This window comes from Candidatus Poriferisocius sp., assembly GCF_965219815.1.
Lineage (GTDB): Bacteria > Actinomycetota > Acidimicrobiia > Acidimicrobiales > Bin134 > Poriferisocius.
The window spans coordinates 3,221,111-3,238,482 of sequence record NZ_OZ244791.1 but is presented as its reverse complement, the minus strand read 5'-3'; the positions used below and the strand labels follow the sequence as shown (position 1 = coordinate 3,238,482).

General features: G+C 65.6%; 15 protein-coding genes. 12 read left to right on the top strand and 3 right to left on the bottom strand.

From position 1 onward, the window contains the following. Positions 1-71 precede the first annotated feature (71 nt). The 6 genes from ACOQPI_RS15560 to nusB are packed head-to-tail and all read left to right on the top strand — an operon-like array spanning position 72 to position 4,275. Positions 72-602: a shikimate kinase gene (locus ACOQPI_RS15560; RefSeq protein ID WP_420620526.1), complete on the top strand. Its 531-nt coding sequence runs from the start codon at positions 72-74 to the stop codon at positions 600-602. Next, a complete protein-coding gene (locus ACOQPI_RS15555) occupies positions 599-1,642 on the top strand; it encodes a 3-dehydroquinate synthase family protein (RefSeq protein ID WP_420620525.1) in 1,044 nt (347 codons plus the stop codon). Before ACOQPI_RS15560 ends, ACOQPI_RS15555 begins: the two co-directional genes overlap by 4 nt. Before the next feature lie 31 nt (positions 1,643-1,673). After that, positions 1,674-2,111: a type II 3-dehydroquinate dehydratase gene (gene aroQ, locus ACOQPI_RS15550; RefSeq protein ID WP_420620524.1), complete on the top strand. Its 438-nt coding sequence runs from the start codon at positions 1,674-1,676 to the stop codon at positions 2,109-2,111. After that, positions 2,108-3,220, top strand: a complete 1,113-nt coding sequence (locus ACOQPI_RS15545) for a M24 family metallopeptidase (protein ID WP_420620523.1) — start codon at positions 2,108-2,110, stop codon at positions 3,218-3,220. Before aroQ ends, ACOQPI_RS15545 begins: the two co-directional genes overlap by 4 nt. Before the next feature lie 27 nt (positions 3,221-3,247). After that, positions 3,248-3,811 (top strand): elongation factor P, encoded by a 564-nt coding sequence (efp, locus tag ACOQPI_RS15540; RefSeq protein WP_420620522.1) that lies wholly within the window; start codon positions 3,248-3,250, stop codon positions 3,809-3,811. Between the two features lie 35 nt (positions 3,812-3,846). After that, a complete protein-coding gene (gene nusB / locus ACOQPI_RS15535) occupies positions 3,847-4,275 on the top strand; it encodes a transcription antitermination factor NusB (RefSeq protein WP_420620521.1) in 429 nt (142 codons plus the stop codon). A 58-nt stretch (positions 4,276-4,333) separates the two neighbouring features. Here nusB and ACOQPI_RS15530 read toward each other — a convergent pair whose 3' ends face one another. Then, the gene (locus ACOQPI_RS15530) at positions 4,334-5,281 is read right to left on the bottom strand and encodes a tyrosine-type recombinase/integrase (RefSeq protein WP_420620520.1); all 948 of its coding nucleotides are present in this window, start codon (positions 5,279-5,281) and stop codon (positions 4,334-4,336) included. Between the two features lie 587 nt (positions 5,282-5,868). Here ACOQPI_RS15530 and ACOQPI_RS15525 point away from each other — a divergent pair. The 3 genes from ACOQPI_RS15525 to ACOQPI_RS15515 all read left to right on the top strand — a co-directional run bounded on the left by ACOQPI_RS15525 (position 5,869) and on the right by ACOQPI_RS15515 (position 10,958). Continuing rightward, positions 5,869-9,297 carry a fibronectin type III domain-containing protein gene (locus ACOQPI_RS15525; RefSeq protein ID WP_420620519.1) on the top strand — a complete coding sequence of 1,143 codons (3,429 nt, stop codon included), beginning with the start codon at positions 5,869-5,871 and terminating at the stop codon, positions 9,295-9,297. Positions 9,298-10,109: 812 nt separating this feature from the next. After that, a complete protein-coding gene (locus tag ACOQPI_RS15520; RefSeq protein WP_420618004.1) occupies positions 10,110-10,319 on the top strand; it encodes a hypothetical protein in 210 nt (69 codons plus the stop codon). 342 nt (positions 10,320-10,661) lie between these two features. Next, positions 10,662-10,958 carry a hypothetical protein gene (locus tag ACOQPI_RS15515; protein WP_420620518.1) on the top strand — a complete coding sequence of 99 codons (297 nt, stop codon included), beginning with the start codon at positions 10,662-10,664 and terminating at the stop codon, positions 10,956-10,958. Between the two features lie 969 nt (positions 10,959-11,927). Here the strand turns inward: ACOQPI_RS15515 and ACOQPI_RS15510 are convergent. Both ACOQPI_RS15510 and ACOQPI_RS15505 read right to left on the bottom strand, forming a co-directional pair. Continuing rightward, positions 11,928-12,074, bottom strand: a complete 147-nt coding sequence (locus tag ACOQPI_RS15510) for a hypothetical protein (protein WP_420620517.1) — start codon at positions 12,072-12,074, stop codon at positions 11,928-11,930. 296 nt (positions 12,075-12,370) lie between these two features. Next, the gene (locus tag ACOQPI_RS15505; RefSeq protein ID WP_420620516.1) at positions 12,371-14,146 is read right to left on the bottom strand and encodes an ATP-binding protein; all 1,776 of its coding nucleotides are present in this window, start codon (positions 14,144-14,146) and stop codon (positions 12,371-12,373) included. A gap of 368 nt (positions 14,147-14,514) precedes the next feature. Between ACOQPI_RS15505 and pyrR the strand changes: the two genes are divergently transcribed. The 3 genes from pyrR to ACOQPI_RS15490 all read left to right on the top strand — a co-directional run bounded on the left by pyrR (position 14,515) and on the right by ACOQPI_RS15490 (position 17,353). Beyond that, positions 14,515-15,081 carry a bifunctional pyr operon transcriptional regulator/uracil phosphoribosyltransferase PyrR gene (pyrR, locus tag ACOQPI_RS15500; protein ID WP_420620515.1) on the top strand — a complete coding sequence of 189 codons (567 nt, stop codon included), beginning with the start codon at positions 14,515-14,517 and terminating at the stop codon, positions 15,079-15,081. Beyond that, positions 15,078-16,016 carry an aspartate carbamoyltransferase catalytic subunit gene (locus tag ACOQPI_RS15495; RefSeq protein ID WP_419850396.1) on the top strand — a complete coding sequence of 313 codons (939 nt, stop codon included), beginning with the start codon at positions 15,078-15,080 and terminating at the stop codon, positions 16,014-16,016. The genes pyrR and ACOQPI_RS15495 overlap by 4 nt, the downstream gene beginning before the upstream one ends. A 65-nt stretch (positions 16,017-16,081) precedes the next feature. Beyond that, positions 16,082-17,353 carry a dihydroorotase gene (locus ACOQPI_RS15490; RefSeq protein WP_420620514.1) on the top strand — a complete coding sequence of 424 codons (1,272 nt, stop codon included), beginning with the start codon at positions 16,082-16,084 and terminating at the stop codon, positions 17,351-17,353. The last annotated feature ends 19 nt before the right edge of the window (positions 17,354-17,372 follow it).

Genomic DNA, 17,372 nt, shown 5'->3' with positions numbered 1-17,372 from the left:
GCCCATTGGGACAATCGCCGGGGAAAGTAACTGCCCGCAAGGAGCCAAACCGCCCCCATTAGTATCGCGTTGTGGAAAGTAGGCCCCATGTGGCCCTCATCGGGATGATGGGGTCGGGAAAGTCGACGGTGGGCTTCTGGCTGGCCCGATCCGAGGGATTGCGGTTCGTGGATCTCGACGCGGCCATCGAGGAGTATCAGGGCCGCTCGATCTCGGAGATTTTCGGCGCAGAGGGCGAGGATCGCTTCCGCGACTTGGAGCAGGAAGTGCTGGCCCAGTGCCTGGAATCCTCAGAGCCGCTGGTGGTCTCCTGTGGCGGGGGGATTGTGCTGCGACCTGACAATCGGGCGCTGCTGAGGGATCGGGCCTGGGTGTGCTGGCTGCGGGCCACCATGGAGACTCTGGGCCAGCGGGTCCGGGCTGGCGAGAACCGCCCGCTGCTGGGCGACGACCCGGTTGACAACCTCGCCAAGATCAGCGCTGCTCGATCGGGGCTCTACACCGAGGCGGCCAACGAGATTGTCGATGTGGATGGCTTGGAGGCCGAGCAAGTCGCCGAGCAGATCAGGCGAGTCCGGCCCCGGCCAGTGTCGGCCCGATGACTGGCGAAACCGGTGTTGGCCTGGAGAGCGCAATCCGGGTTCCGATCGAGCTGGGGGAGCGGTCCTACGACGTCTGGGTGGGTCCCGGCGTTCGACACTGCCTGTCCCAAGTGGTGCCTGGCGACGCGAAGCGGGTGGCGGTGGTCACCCAGGCGGCGGTGGCCGATGCCGGCATCACTGTCGATCCTGGCATTGAGCACCGGGTGTTCATTACCGACAACGGCGAGCACATCAAGACGCTGGGCGCGGTGGAGGAGCTGTGCCGGGAGTTCGCCCAGTGGGGGCTCACCCGCCGTGACGCGATAGTCGCCGTGGGCGGGGGCGCGGTCACCGACCTGGCCGGTTTCACTGCGGCCGTCTACCACCGGGGCATCCGAGTGGTGTACGTGTCCACCACCCTGTTGGGCCAGATCGACGCCTCGGTGGGGGGCAAGACCGGCGTGAACCTTCCTGAGGGCAAGAACCTGGTGGGCGCGTTTTGGCAGCCCTCCGCCGTGCTGTGCGACACCGAGGCGCTCGCAACTTTGCCCCCCGAGGAGATGCGGTCGGGGCTGGGGGAGATGGCCAAGTACCACTTCATTGCCGACGCCGACCTGCACGCCCTGGGCCTGGTGGAGCGCATTGCCCGCTGCGTGGAGATCAAGGTCGAGGTGGTGGCGGCTGATGAGCGCGAGTCCGGTCGGCGGGCGGTGCTCAACTACGGCCACACTTTGGCCCACGCCCTTGAAGCCCACGGTGGCTACGACCTCCGCCACGGCGAGGCGGTGGCGGTCGGCTTGGTCTACGCCGCCGAGCTGGCCCACCGGGCCGGACGCATCGGTGTTGATCGGGTAGCCGAGCACCGCCAGGTGGTCGGCGACTACGACTTGTCCACCCGGCTGCCTGCCGGTGCCGATGCCGACGCCCTCATCTCACTGTTCAACCGGGACAAGAAGGCGGTAGACGGGGTTACCTTCATGCTGGACGGCCCCGAAGGCATCCAGCCGGTTACCGGGTTGGAACCTGCCTTGCTGCGAGAAACACTGGAGGCCATCAGATGAGACGCATCCCCGTTGACCGTGGGGCCCCAAAATGAGCCAGATAGTCCTTCTCCTGTCGGGGCCCAATTTGAATCTGCTCGGCGATCGAGAGCCCGAGGTCTACGGCACCGACACCCTGGACGACCATGTGGCCACTGCGGGCACTACCGCTGATCGCCATGGGCTCTCCATCGAGCACCACCAGTCCAACGAGGAGGCTGCCCTCATCGACCACATCCACCAGGCTCGGGGGCGGTGTGCGGCCATCATCATCAATCCCGGCGCTTTCACCCACTATTCCTGGGCCATCCACGATGCCCTGGCCGCCTTCGAGGGTCCGGTGGTGGAGCTGCACCTGTCAAACCCAAATGCTCGAGAGCCGTGGCGCCACACTTCGGTGGTGAGCCCGGTGGCCACGGGCACCATCGTGGGCTTCGGCGGCCACGGCTACGAGTTGGCGGTGGAAGCGGCGGCCCGATTGCTGACATGAGCGAGCCTCAGGTCTCCCAAGCCCTCGTCCCCATGGATGTCGCCGGGCGGTCGGAGAGGGTTCGGGCCGCGGTGGCCGAGGCGGAGTGCGACGCGCTGCTGGTTGCCAACCTGGTCAATGTCCGCTACCTCACCGGGTTCACCGGCTCGGCCGGTCTGGTCTGGCTCGGCGCCGACGAGCTGGTGCTGGTGACCGACCGCCGCTACGCCGAGCAGGCTGAGTCTGAAACCGATCGGGCTGGTGTGGAGATCCGAATCGAGATCACCAACGACGCCCCCAAGGAAATACTGGCCGCGGCCGCCACCGGCGCGGGTCGAATCGGCTTGGAGGCGGCCTCGGTGAGCTGGGCCACCCAGCGCCAGTACGCCGAGTGGTTCAGCGCAGAGCTGGTGCCCACCACCGGTGTGGTGGAGCAATCCCGACAGATCAAGGACGACGGCGAACTCGATCGGATGGCGAAGGCTGCCGCCATCGCCGATGCCGCGTTGGCCGAAGTTTGCCCCATGCTGGCCGACGGCCCTTCCGAGAAGGAAGTGGCATTGTCGTTGGACACTGCCTTTCGACGCCGGGGGGCAGAAACGAGCGCCTTCACCACCATCGTGGCCGCGGGCTCGAATGCCGCTCTGCCCCACATCAGGCCCACCGAGCGCCCCATCGGGTCGGGCGAGCTGGTGATTGTGGACATGGGCGCGGTGGTCGACGGCTACCGCTCCGACATGACCCGCACCATGGCGGTGGGCGAGCCCGATCACGAGGCCAAAAGGGTGTTCGAGACCGTGAGGGACGCCCAGCAACTCGGGGTGGAGCAGGTGGCCCCCGGCACTCCCATCTCCGATGTGGACAAGGCCTGTCGGAATCGCATCGAAGCCGATGGTTGGGGCGATGCCTTCGTCCACGGCACCGGCCACGGTGTGGGGCTCGACATTCACGAACAGCCCTGGGTGCGGGCCACCGCCACGGAGGTACTGGAGGTGGGCCAGGTGATCACCGTGGAGCCCGGGATCTATCTTCCCGGATTCTGCGGGGCCCGGGTAGAGGACACCGTGGTGGTGACCGAAGACGGCGCCCGACGGCTGACCCACTCGCCAAAAACGCTCGCTGTGGCCTGAGGGGACTGGGTGGGTCAAACTTTGGCCATGCCCACGATCACCACCAACGACCTCAAGAACGGCATGACGCTGAACCTCGACGACGGCCTGTTCAACGTGGTCGAGTTCCAGCACGTCAAGCCGGGCAAAGGCGGGGCGTTCGTGCGCACCACCCTGAAGAACGCCCGCACCGGTGCCGTGCTCGACCGCACGTTCCGGGCCGGGGAGAAGGTGGAGCGGGCCAACATCGACCGCCGGGAGATGCAATATCTGTACTCCGACGGCGAGAGCTTCGTGTTCATGGACAGTGAGACCTACGAGCAGCTCCACGTGGGCGCTGACGTGCTGGGCGACGCGGTCAACTATCTGGTGGAGAACAACTCGGTGATCCTTGGCATGTTCGGCACCGAGATCGTGGGCACCGACCTGCCCGCCGCAGTGGAGCTGGACATCGCCCAAACCGAGCCCGGCGTCCAGGGCGACCGGGTGTCGGGGGCCACCAAACCGGCCACCTGCCAGACCGGCCTGGTGGTCCAGGTGCCCCTGTTCTTGAACCCGGGCGAGCGGATCAAGGTGGACACCCGCAGCGGCGAATACATCAGCCGGGCTTGAGCATCCCGGCGCCCTCGACGACTCCTCGGTGACAAATGAGCTCGCCCGATCCCCTGGTAGCCGGGTCACAGCGCCGCCAAGTGAGGGAACGGGCGCTGGGCCTGCTCTATGAGGCCGAGGCCAAGGGCATCGACATGGCTGAGCTGCTGGCCGACCAAGAGCTGCCCCTCGAACCCTACGCCCACACCCTGGTGAGCGGAGCCGCCGAGCACCAAGACGAAATCGACGCCCGCTTGGGGGAATTGTCCGACCGCTGGCCGGTAGCCAGGATGCCCGCGCTAGACAGGGCCATTCTGAGATTGGCCAGCTTCGAGCTCTCCCACAGCACCGATATCTCCGTGGCCGTGATCATCAACGAAGCAGTGGAGTTGGCCCACGAGTACTCCACTCCTGCCTCCGCGGGGTTCATCAACGGCTTGCTGTCGCAGGTGGCAGCCGTCGTCCGCCCCTCCGGGCAGGGCTAGCTGCGAAAGTTGCAGAATCGGCACCTTTGAGAAGGAAGTCTGGGCAACAGGGGGGACCTCAGGAACAGGGGATCGGGGGCTGTTGGGTTTTGAGGTGTTGGGCGGCGGGGGTGTGTTGGGCTTGGACGCGCCGGATGTAGAGGGCGGCAGTTTTGGGACTGTGCCATCGGCCTGCGAGCATGAGGCCGCTCATGTTGATGCCTGAGGCGGCGAGGTCTTGGGCCATGCCCACGCGCAGGGAGTGGGTAGATATGTTGGCGGTGTCGATGCCGGCGTCTCGGGCTGCTGCTTTGATGCGGCGGCGGGCGGTGCTGGGCGAGAAATCGAATATGCGGGCATCGGGGTTGGCGACTGCTTTTCTCAGGCGGGCGAGGGCTTGTGATGCGTACTCGAAAATGGCAACGGCGGCGCCTTCGCCGTTCTGGTCGGTCTTGGAGCGGCGGATCCATATGGTGGCCAGTCCGCCGTCAGGTGGGTGGTCGATGTCGTTCCAGGTGAGGGCGAGGAGTTCGCTACAGCGCAGCAAAGCGTTGTGGCCGACGGCGAGCATGGCGATGTCGGCGTCGGCGCGTTCTCGTGCTTGTTCGGGGGTCTCTAGCCGGCCGCCGGGCTGGTTGCGCCTCGGAGCGGAGACGGCGGCTGCGATCCGTTGTATGTGCTCTCGGCGCAGCGGGCCTGCCTGGCGGGTGGTGATGCCCCGTTCAGCGGCGTCTCGGGCCAGCCCGGCCAAAAGCAGCCGTACCCGGTGGTCGCGGGCCGGGTTGGTGCCGGCGCGGCTGCGGAGTTTGTAGGCCACCGCGGCTAGGTAGGTGCGCAGGGTGGCCATTTTCTTGCCCTGCCTGTAGAGGTCGGCCAGCCAGCGCTGGATGTTCTTGACGGTGGCCTTCGCGATCTTTTGGCCGTTTGCGGCTGCCCAGCGGGCCCAGCTGTTCCATCCGGTTCTATAGGTCTTGTGGGTGTTGGCGGAAAGCGCTGCGGTCTCGGCCTGGGCTATCAGTTCGTCCAAGCAGCAAAAGGCCAGGCCGGCATCGCTGTTCGCTGTGCCATGCGAACACATGTGGCTGGGGGGGGGGGGGGGTGCTTCATCGCCGTTTTCCTAGCCGATGCCTGATGCGTTTTTCCAGCCGGAAACCGTCGAGATCCGCCGAGCAAAAGGTGGCTTCACATGACGGATAATTGCCTTTATTGGGTAGTTCAAACTGGCAGCGCCTGTCAACCCGATCCTGGAGATTTCCCAGGGGCGAGGCTGGTGACTGACGGCCGATAAAAGGGTTGACCTGGGAGAACAGAAGGCGGTTCTATCGACTGAATTCGCCGGGGCCACAGGCGTCGCGCCCGCGCTCCAGCTTTGACAGCCACGGCCATGTGGCAGTTCGAGCGCTCACTGCACCGTCAGCCGCCCCCGTGAGCCGGAGCCGAGCCTGTCTGCTGCGACCCATGGAATTCCCTGTTCTGGCGCGGTTCTAGCGGCCAATGCCTCCGCGCTCTGGTGACGCGGGTCGGGGTTCGAACGCGGCAGATAAAGGCAATTGTCCGCCGAATACCAGGTCGGGCTTCCTAATGAAACGACTCCGCCCGAAGGGGGCCTCCAAGATGACCGCATTTGCCAAGCGCCCGAGCCGGAAACTGCTTTTGGCCCTGTTGTCTGTGCTGTTGTTGGCCAGCGGCCTTGTGTACGCGCTGCCCGACAGCACGCCCACCGCCGACGCCCACGACATCACCTACACCGAGACCTTCCCCTGCGAGACGGTCCAGACCCCCTACGGCGATTTCGAGTACTGCCCGCTCCCGAAGGTCCACACCATTGGCCACACTCACTGCTGGAACGGGACGGTGATCGCGTTCGGCATCGGCTCCTGCCCGCCCAAACCGCCGCCGCCGTGCAGTGGTCTCGTGTCCCACAGGGACACCCCGAACGGCCCGTGCCACAGCGGATTCACGACCTGCCCCGGCGGCCAACAGGTATGGCACCACACCCCATGCCCCAAACCCAAGCCGGATTGCCAGCGCGATCCCAGCGTGCCGGGATGCGCCCGCCCGACCCCCGATCCGACGCCCGATCCCACGCCGAAGCCGTGCGCCGAGCACGCCCACAACGGGCTGGCGTCTCACTGCACCGCCCAGGACCACACGACCGCCGAGCCGGACTGCACCAGCTCCAACGGCGGCCAGCCGGTCACCTGGATCACCGCCCACTACAACCAGCAATCGAAAACCTGCCCGGTCGTTTGCGCCGAGCACGCCCACAACGGGCTGGCGTCTCACTGCACCGCCCAGGACCACACGACCGCCGAGCCGGCTTGCACCAGCTCCAACGGCGGCCAGCCGGTCACCTGGATCACCGCCCACTACAACCAGCAATCGAAAACCTGCCCGACGGTCCAAACCGATTGCAAGGCGGGGGAGGGCAAGCACCCCCACGCCAGCACCAACACCTGCCACCGCAACCACGCCAAATGCGACTCGGGCAAGTACAAGGACGAGGCCGCCACCGTTTACGGCCACCTTTCTGGCACCGACAACCACGGCCAGGTATCAGCCCGCGGCTGCCACGACCGGCCCACAACCACGCCGGGCCAGGTGTGCTCCGCGGGCCAACAGCAGTTCGCGACACCGCCGACGAGCGACCCCATAATCAACTATTACACCAACGAGCCCATCTCACCCTCCGACCCCGACTACGACTACAAAGTCCGAAGTTACGGCTATGGCGGTGAGTGGGAGCAGGTGAGCGGCAGGCCCACCTGCTACAACGCCGTGATATCAGGCGGCAGCGGCAAGGGAATATCCTTCAGCGACATATTAAACGGGGCCAAAGACGGGGCTGTATCCGTGGGCGGCACGGTCGTAAACGTGGGCGGCGACTCCCTGAACTGGGCGTATAACTATTGGCCGGTGGGTATACCGGGCTCGCCGGTGGTGATGCCGGCAGCGTCATATGTGGCGCTGGCCCGCGAAGCAGACAAAAGAATCCACGCGGTCGTCTGCTACAACCAATGGACGGCGACCGCAGCGACCATAATCATTGGTGCCGCAGAAGCGGCCTATGCCGCCTATACAGCAGCAGGCGCAACCGCCGCCGCAAGCACCACCGCAGCAGCCGCAGCAGGCGCAGCCACAGCCAAAGTTTTAGTGGTGTCTGCCGCCGCTGTAGGCGGCGTATACCTTTACTGCGAATATGCCGGTTCGGCCCAATCCTCGGCCCAATCCTCGGCCCAGTCTTCGGCCCAAGACTCGGTTCCGGCTCCGGCTTCGGGTTTGCGGGTGAGCGCTGAGGACGGGGGAATAGCGGTCTCTTGGACTGCTTCGGCCACGACGCCCGACGCTGGTTTCGGGTATCGGGTGCAGTGGAAGCTCACATCTCAGACGTGGGATGAGGCCGCCGCGCAGCATCAGGATTTGGAGCACGCTTTCGCCCATCACGCTGTGGCGTTGGTCATCGCAGACCTTGTGAACGGCTCGGCCTATGACGTGCGGGTGGCCGCCTACAACGAAAACGGCCTCTCAACGTGGATTGATGGCCAGGCCACCCCGACCGCCCCGGCCCCCGATCCGGCGTCGGGCTTGTCGCTGAGCCCCGGCGACGGGGAGATAGCGGTTTCTTGGACCGCTTCGGCCACCACTCCCGCCGCGGGTTTCGGGTATCGGGTGCAGTGGAAGCTCGCGTCTCAGACGTGGGACCAGGCCGCAGCCGCAGCCCAAGCCGAGGATTTGGACCACGGCTCGGACCTTGCGACCTCTTACACGGTCACCGGGCTTTCCAACGGCTCGGCCTATGACGTGCGGGTGGCGGCGTTCAACGCTGATGGCGTCTCGGCGTGGATCAGCGGCCAGGCCACCCCCGCGGCTCCGGCCTATAAGGCCCCGGCGAGCTTGGTCGCGACGGTGAGGGGGTATGCGGCTGAGACCCAGCACGGCCAAGACCACGTCGACCGCTGGAACGGCGCTTTGGAGGGGTTGTGCGTTGAGGACTTCCCCGGCGTGGCTGCTATGACCTCGGCGCAGGCCCAGGGCCACGCCGACACCTACTCGAGCTCGCGTTGGGACCCGGTGGTTGCCGAGCTGAAAAAGGCCGAGGCCGCCAACTGCACAATCACCGCCAAGCCCGAGCCGAAAGCAACGGCCCCCGATCCGGCGTCGGGCCTGTCGGTTACCGCGGGCGATAAGCAGATCGCGGTCTCATGGTCGGCGTCGGCCACGACGCCCGCCGCGGGGTTCGGGTATCGGGTGCAATGGAAGCTCACGACCCAAACATGGGGCGACGCCGCGGCGGGGTCTGTGGACTTGGACCACGGCTCGGACTTGGCCACCTCCCACACGATCACCGGGCTTGTGAACGGCTCAGCCTACGACGTGCGCGTGGCCGCGTTCAACGCCAATGGCGTCTCAGACTGGATCACCGCCCAGGCCACCCCCACAGCCCCGGCGGTGTCGGCTCCCGATCCGGCGTCGGGCCTGTCGCTGAGCGCGGGCGACAAGCAGATCGCGGTCTCGTGGTCGGCGTCGGCCACCGCGCCCGCCGCGGGTTTCGGGTATCGGGTGCAGTGGAAGCTTGTGGCCCAGGCGTGGGGTGACGCCGCTGTGGGGTCCGAGGACTTGGACCACGGCTCAGACCTGGCCACATCGCACACCATCACCGGGCTAGCCAACGGCTCGGCCTACGACGTGCGCGTGGCCGCGTTCAACGCTGATGGCGTCTCGGCGTGGATCACCGGCCAGACCACCCCAACAGCCCCCAAGCCCAAGCCCAAGCCCTCTTTGGCGTTCGACTCTGTTTCGTGCGAGTCGTCGGGCTCGGGCTGGGTCATCACCGCCACTTGGAGCAAAACCCCCGAAACCCTCAAACCCGACATCTGGGCAAACGAGGCCAAAAACCGCGGCCACCGCGGCCGCCAAACCGCGGTCGCGGGCACATCGACAACGTTCGACGTCCCGAACGCCGGTTGGTACCAAGTCGGAATGCAAGCCAAGATCGCAGGAAACAAAAAAGTAGGCGACAACGAAGCAGTGCGCTGCCGATAAAACCGCACCCCCGCAAAACCCGAAACCGCCGGGGCTCTCTGGGTGCTGTGGGGCCGCTGGAGCCGCGCCCTGGTGGCTCTCTGGGCGCTGTGGGGCCGCTGGAGCCGCCCTGGTGGCTCTCTGGGCGCTGTGGGGCCGCTGTGGTGGCCCTGAAGCCCGCTGGGGCGCTGTGGCGGCTCTCAGCTCCCCCGAGGCCCGCTGTGGCCGCTGTGGGCAGCGGCCCGGCCCGATTCAAGGTGTATGGTGGGGGGCATGTACTACCAAAACCCCCCACCACACCCCGACGATGATACAGCCCCGGATGCCCCGCGAATCAGCCGGCGCACCACCGTTGTCTTAGGCTCGCTCGGGGGGCTTGCTTTTACATTGCCAATCAGCCGGCGCACCACCGTCATTGTCGTGGCCTTGTTCCTTGGCTTACTGCAGGCTACCGGGGTCTCTCTCTTCATCTATCTGTTCGCCCCGTGGTTCGCGGGCCTGCTGAACATCGACCCCGCCATCGTGATACTGCCGACGGGGGCCGCTGGCGTCTTGGTGCTTGTGTGTTCACCGATCATTAGACGTGTCAGGGCGCGCTCTGCGGCGGCCCGCTGATTTGCCCGGTTTGATTTTGGCCTAGCCGCTGGGGCGGCTCTCAGCCCCCCGGCCAGCTCCCCTCGGTTGCGGTAGCGGCGCTGTGGGCGCTCTGGGCAGCGGCCCGGCCCGATTCAAGGTGTATGGTGGGGGGCATGTACTACCAAAACCCCCCACCACACCCCGGCGACGATACAGCCCCGGACGCCCCGCGAATTAGTCGGCTCACCGCCGCGACCTTGTTCTTTCTCGTTTGGGGATCGGCCTCCCTCCTCATCTTCATGGTGTTCGTCCCGTGGCTCGCGGGCGTGTTGAACACCGACCCCGGCACCACGAAGCTGGTGAGCGCGGCCGCCATCGCCTTGATAGGCGCCTTGATGATCGTGTCTCCATCAATCACTAGACGTGTCAGGGAGCGCTCTGCGCCAGTGCCGCGCGATCAAGCCTGACTCTTTCCAGCGGCCGCCCGCGCCGAGGCAACTTCTAACCCTCCCCGCATAGGCGGCTGTTGCCCGCTGTTGTTCCCGGTCTGGCCGCGGGGTTAGGTTTCCCCCAGCGATAAAGAGCCGTTTGAGCTTGCTCAGCGGCCAGACAACCGGCTGGCTGAGCTGCCCCGGTTGGTCTTGGTCTAGCTGCTGGTGCGGCGCTGAGCGCCGTACTAGCTCCCGGTTCCCGCTCGATCCCGGCCCGCTCGATCCCGGCGGCGCTGGGGCCGCTGTGGTGGCTCTCAGCTCCCCCGAGGCCCGCTGTGGGCAGCGGCCCGGCCCGATTCAAGGTGTATGGTGGGGGGCATGATCTACCAAAACCCCCCACCACACCCTAACAACGATACCTCCTCGGAAGCCCTCGAAAACCCGCTGAGGCGACGGTTCGTGTTCTGGCCCATGCTCACTCTCATGTTGGGCTGGATTATTTTCGGCTGGTACGTGTTCGCCCCGTGGTTTGTGGATGTGTCGGGCATCAACGCTGACCCCAAACTAGTGCGGCTGTGCTCGGCCATCATCCCCCCGTACCTGGTCTTGTACTCGATTGGATGGGCAGCGCGTTTGATTGAGCGGGTTAGGGCGCGCTCAGCGGTGGCCCGCTGACCTGCCCCTGATTTTCCCGGTCCCGCCCGCCATCGAAACCCACGCCCCCGCCAACACCCCCCTGTTGTTTTTGAGCTGGCCGCTCTCCAGCTGAATTTCCGCTGACCCTAGGGATTCAGAAATCCGTGGGGCTTGCTCTGCGGTCAGACACGTTGAGGGTTCGGTTTAGGATTCCTGCCTGCGTATGAGGATCGAAGCGTGCCTGCATATAACCCTGGTCGCCACGAAATAAACGACCATAGACACGATGAAGATTATTTCGCGGGGGCCTGAGAAAATTCTCGCAGCCACAATAGCAACAGCGAAGGCAATCACGATAGCCGCGAGTAACCACGCCCACCAGCCCGGCATCTGGGGCTCTGCCTTTCGTTCTTCGGCGTGGACCGCCGAAGTGTTATCGGGGCGCTGTGGTGGGGGGTTCTGATAGCTAATGCCCCCCACTATAGCTCCCCCTTTACTCGCGCCTTTTGCGCTCCCGAGGCCCCGCGGGGCGCTGTGGCCCGGCTCGGTTACAGGTGTATGGTGGGGGGCATGGCTTTACAAAACCCCCCACCACACATCGATGACGATACAGCCTTGGACGCCCCGCGAATCAGTCAGCGCACCGCCGGGGTCTTGGGCTCGCTCGTGGGGCTTGCTTTTGTATGTCTCACCCTCTTTGTGTTGGCCCCGTGGTTCGCTGGCCTGCTGAACATCCACCGCGTGATCGTGGAAATGGCAATCTTGGTATCCACCGGCCTGGTGCTTGCGTGTCCACCAATCATTAGACGTGTCAGGGCGCGCTCTGCGCCGGGCCGCTGAGCTGCCCCGGTTGTTCTTGGGCTAGCCGCTGGTGCGGCGCTGAGCGCCGTACTGGCTCCCGGTTCCCGCTCTTGTTGCGCGCGCCTGCCCGCCCAGGCCTATGCCCCAGCCGACGCCGAAGCCGTGCGGCTTCCTATCCCACCGACACGGGGCAACCGGGCCGTGCCACTACACGCTCAGGAAGTGCAACGGGGTCTGGATCGACCACGATGCCGACTGCGCGGTAGTCCAAACCGATTGCAAGCCGGGGGCGGGCGAGCACCGCCGCGCCAGCACGAACACCTGCCACCATCGATTCCGTTGCTCGTCGCCCATTCGCTCAAAGGCCGAAAATCCCTGGGCAATAGCCGCTCCACCCACCCACGAGCCTCATATGGGTCAGGAACCGACTCAAGGAAGGACAAGCTGAGGGGAGTTCGCGGCGAGGAGCCGGATTTCGAAAAGATCTTGTCTAGCTTGTATCCAGAAGCGGGAAACGGCCCCGGCGGTGGGGGGGAGCTGCTCAACCTCTGCGACCTTTCCCCCGTTCAGGTAGACGGAGAGTCGCCGTCCGCTCATCTATCGCTAGAGGCTAGAGGCGTAGATAGAGAAGCCATGGAACTCCAGGGGTCTCACGCAGGCCGTGAGGGTTCTTTGGTCTCTTCGGCAAAACTGGTGGGGAGGTAGTGGAAGCCGCGGCCTTTTCTCTGCTTTCGACTCTGGGTCAGGTGCCCATCTCGTGCCAGTTCGGTGAGGAGCCTTCCAACATAGGGCTTGGAGAGGCGGATGAGGTCTGCCGCCTCCGTGGAGGAGATCCTTCCTCTCTTTTTCGCCCAGTCGAGGATCAGCGCCTCTCGGCTGTCGGATGTGTCGAGGTGGACCAGCCGCTGGCTCAGTGCTTTGCGGCTGTTCTCCGACAATCGGTAGGCGGGCGGTTGGTCTGCTGGGACACCTTCCACGAGGGCGATTATCGGGTGTCCGCTGCTGGTGGTGGCCATCGCGTTCGACAGCGCGAACACTGACTCTGCCGGGGAGCGCTGCAAGGTGGTGGCCACGGTGTTGGCATCGGCCCAGCCGTGTCGGATCATGTGCTCGACGATCAACAAGAGGTCGACGTCGGAGCGCGAGGGCTGCGGCTCGATGGCGTCGACGAAGCCGACCATGGCGCTGTCGGGCTCTCCGCCGAACAGCGTGACGCGGACATAGGGGCCCTCGATCTCAGAGAAAGCTGGCGGCGGTCTGCCTATGACCAGCATGTCCGCGGTCATGCGGTCCACGCCTATACCCTCGCTCTCAGCGAGATGCAGCATCGCCATCGCTTCGGCCAGGCTGCGGTTTCTTGGCTCCGGCGGGTGGGTGATGATGTTCTCCGGGGTTACCCCGCCGATGAATCCGCCTGGTGACGTGACGCTCAGCTGATTGCCTACGTGCTCGACCGTCGTGGGTTGGTGAGCGTGCCAGTCGCGGTGGGCGACGCCGTTCACGATCGCCTCGCGAGCAGCACGGGAGGGAAGGTAGAGCACCTGCCGGTGGGAGAAGCCCGATGCCACGTGCTCAGTCCGGTTCGCTGCTTGGCACAGTTGTTCGACGCGGGCGATCTGGATCAGCAAGGGGCCGGTGCCGCCGTAGCGGTTGATGCTGTCGCCTCCCGGGACTTCGCGGCGGATGTAGTCGATGCCTATATCTGGGGTCTCCACGAGGAGCAGGGAGCCCGCGTTGGTGAGCCGGCCTTGGCCGTCGACCAGGCCGAGCCGCCGGACCAGGTCTTCGTCGCTGGCGCGGGCCAGGTCAGTCGCATCAGCCCTTTCGCCCTCGCGCAGGTAGCTGCGGGCCGCCTCCAGCGCTGCCGGGCTAACGTCGCCCAAGGTGTGGCCAGAGGGCAGAACCGACCAGTCGAATTTCCTAAGCCGCATCTGCCTGTCATGCCATGTGGCCGGGTCGACTTCGACGCAGTTGTCGTCCACACGCCACCGGATCTTCCCCTGGTAGCGGATCGGCTCAATAGCCGGGGGAGCGGTCACCACCAGCAGCCGGGTCTGGTCCGTCCGCAGCACCTTGACGACGACGGTGAGCATCCGATCGGTCAGCCGGTAGATGCGGTGGCGAAGCCATTCCGGGTCGAGGTGGGTACCGATCGCCAAGCCGTCGTCGGCGACTCCCAGGATCACCGCCCCTCCTCCAGGCGTGTTGGATAAGCACGCCATCTCGCCGGCGAGGTATCCGGCGGCAACTTCGTTCTCGCGGTTGCCCGCCAGTACCTTTCCCCCCGGTCCTCGGCGTCCCGGCTCTTCTTTGAAGTCCACTTGAGCGGTCTCGATCCGGTCGGGGGATTCCCCCTGCTCCCATCGGGACAGCGCATACCTGACCTGCTGTTCGAGCGGGTCAGGTCCCAACAAGCCAATTGCCATGCCCCGACCTCCTTGCGGGATTCAATTTCCAAGCCTGAAATGTAACTCTTTTGCAGGCTACATCCGTGAGATTCGTTTTCCAATCCTAAAATGTAACTTTCTTGCAGATCACGTCGCGGAGGCTCGTTTTCGTGGTCCAAAATATAACTTGCGGCCGCAGGGTTGGCACTTAGCAAGTGGTGATCCCTGGGTTTCGCGTAGGCGTGATAGTGGGTTCACGCTGCCGGTGATTGCTAGAGCTTGCCGGGGCTTCTTGTGGCTGACGACATCTTTCGGATCCTCGAACTGAACGGCGGCGGGTGTATAGTGCCCTGAACAACCGTGAAGTGGGTCCGGCGAGGCCCGTACGGACATGGAGGAAACCGAGTTTGGCTGAACGCGAGCGCCGTCGAACGCCCCCCTATGGGGGCGTTTTCGCTGCCCGTACCCGGGTGATGGAAGCCGAGGACATCAAGCGGGCCACATGGCGCATGGCCCACGAGATCATCGAGCGCAATCACGGCCTCGAAGGCGTGGTGCTCGTGGGTTTGCAGACCGGAGGGGTGTGGCTGGCCGCAGACATCGCCAGCGTCCTCAATGAGATCGAAGGGGTCGAGCCACCCCTGGGCACCCTGGACGTGGCCTTCCACCGCGACGACATCGGCTTGCGCCCATTGCTGCCGGAGGCGCCCACCAAGATTCCGTTCAATCTCGACGGCCAGGCAGTAGTGATCGTCGACGACGTGCTGTACACCGGCCGGACCATCCGGGCCGCGCTCGACGCGCTGAACAGCTATGGAAGGCCGCGGACGGTGCAGTTGGCGGTGATGGTGGACCGAGGTCATCGGGAACTGCCCATCCGCCCCGACTTCGTGGGCAAGAACCTGCCCACCCGCCGCGACGAGATGGTGGATGCCCACCGCGACGGCATCGACCTCGGAGAGATTGTCAAATGAAGCACCTTCTCTCGATCAACGATCTCGGTGCTGAGGGCATCGATGAGGTGTGCCGGCTGGCCGACCACTTCACGGAAGTGTCGCAGCGGCCCATTCCCAAGGTTCCCGCCCTGCGGGGCAAGACGGTGGCCATGCTGTTCTATGAGGACTCCACTCGGACCCGGCTCTCGTTCGAGGTGGCGGCTCGGCGCCTTTCCGCCGACGTCATGGGCTTCAGCGTGTCGGCCTCTTCGGTCAACAAGGGGGAGTCGGTGCGCGACACCGTGGCCACCGTTTCGGCCATGGGTCCCGACGCCATTGTCGTTCGCCACCGGTCGGCCGGAGTGCCCCAGCAGACCGCGGCCTGGACCCATGCCAGCGTTATCAACGCGGGTGACGGCTGGCATGAGCACCCCACCCAGGCGTTGCTCGATTGCTACACCATCCGCGATCGGCTGGGATCGGTGGCCGGTCGGCGCATTGTCATCGTGGGCGACATCAAGCACTCCCGGGTGGCCCGCTCCTGCGTGATGGCGTTCACCGCGCTGGGGGCGAAGGTCACGCTGGTGGCGCCTCCTACCCTGTTGCCTCCGGAGGTGGGTTCGTGGCCGGTGGACATCAGCTTCAGCCTCGACGCCGTGCTCAGCGACTGCGACGTGGTGTACGGGCTGCGAGTGCAGAAAGAGCGCCAGTCTGAGGCCCTGCTGCCTTCGCTACGGGAGTACACCGCCCAGTGGGGGCTCACGGTGGCTCGAGCCGCCCGTCTGCATCCCGACGCGCTGGTTATGCACCCTGGCCCGGTGAACCGGGGTGTGGAGATCGCCCCCGAGGTGCTGGACCAGCCCAATGCCACCCTCAATGAGCAGGTGCGTCACGGCGTGGCGGTGCGGATGGCCGTCCTCTATCTGCTGTTGGCCGCCGATCCTGATCTGCGCCCCGAGGGGGCCGGCACATGAGCCCCGGAGGAATACCCCGATGAGCACCGAAGAGAAACCCCAATGAGCCCCGAAGGCAAACCCAAATGAGCACAGTGATCAAGGGCGGAGTGGTCATCGACCAGACCGGAGAGCGCAATGCTGATGTGGTGGTGGAAGACGGGCGGGTTGTCGCGGTCGGTCCCGATCTGTCTGGTGATGAGGTCTTGGACGCTTCGGGCTGCGTGGTGGCCCCCGGCTTCGTGGATATCCACGCCCATCTGCGCCAGCCCGGCGCCGAGGAGGCCGAGACCATTGAGACCGGGAGCTGGGCCGCGGTACGGGGCGGGTACAGCGCGGTGGTGGCCATGCCCAACACCAACCCGCCCATCGACTGCGCCGCCGTGGTCCAGGAGGTGCTGGCGCTGGGGCGGCTGGGTCCGTGCGATGTGTACACCTCAGGTGCCATCACCGTTGGCCGCAAAGGCGAGCAACTGGCCCCCATGGCCGAGATGGCCGCGCTGGGGGTGCGGCTGTTTACCGACGACGGCAACGGGGTCCAAGAGGCCGGGCTCATGCGCCGGGCCATGGAATACGCCGCGGGGCTGGGAGTGGTGCTGGCTCAGCACTGCGAAGTCGATTCCCTGGCCGCGGGGGGCCACATGCACGAAGGTGAGTGGTCCAGCCGCCTGGGCATTCCCGGTGTGCCTGCCGAGGCCGAGGAGCTCATGGTCATGCGGGACATCGCCCTCAGCCGCTTCACCGGCGCCCCCATCCACTTCCAACACCTGTCCACCCGGGGCTCCATCGCCATGGTGCGGGCCGCCCGTGAGGCCGGGTTGGAGGTAACCGCCGAGGCCGCCACCCACCATTTCACCCTCACCGACGAGGCTTGCGCCTCCTACGATCCGGTGTTCAAGGTCAACCCGCCCTTGCGCCCGGCAGATGATCGAGACGCGGTGCGCGAGGGCCTGTCCGACGGGGCCGTTGATGCCATCGCCACCGACCACGCCCCCCATTCTCCTGACACCAAGGAGATGCCCTTCGACCAGGCGCCACCGGGAATGCTCGGTTTGGAGACTGCCTTGGCTTTGGCGCTCACCGAGCTCAACTTGCCCTTGGCCGAGGTGGTGGGGCTGCTCACCTGGCAACCCGCGGCCATCGCCGGTCTGAAGGGAGTACACGGGGCGCCGATCGCCCCCGGCGGGCCGGCCAACCTGTGCGTGTTCGACCCCAACGAGACCTGGACTGTCGATCCCGACGCCCTGGCCAGCCGCTCCCGCAACACCCCTTACGCCGGACGCCAAGTGCGCGGCCGGGTTCGCCACACCATTGTCGGCGGTCGCCCGGTGCTGGTCGACCAGGAGATGCGGCCATGACCCGGCTGGTGCGGGCATC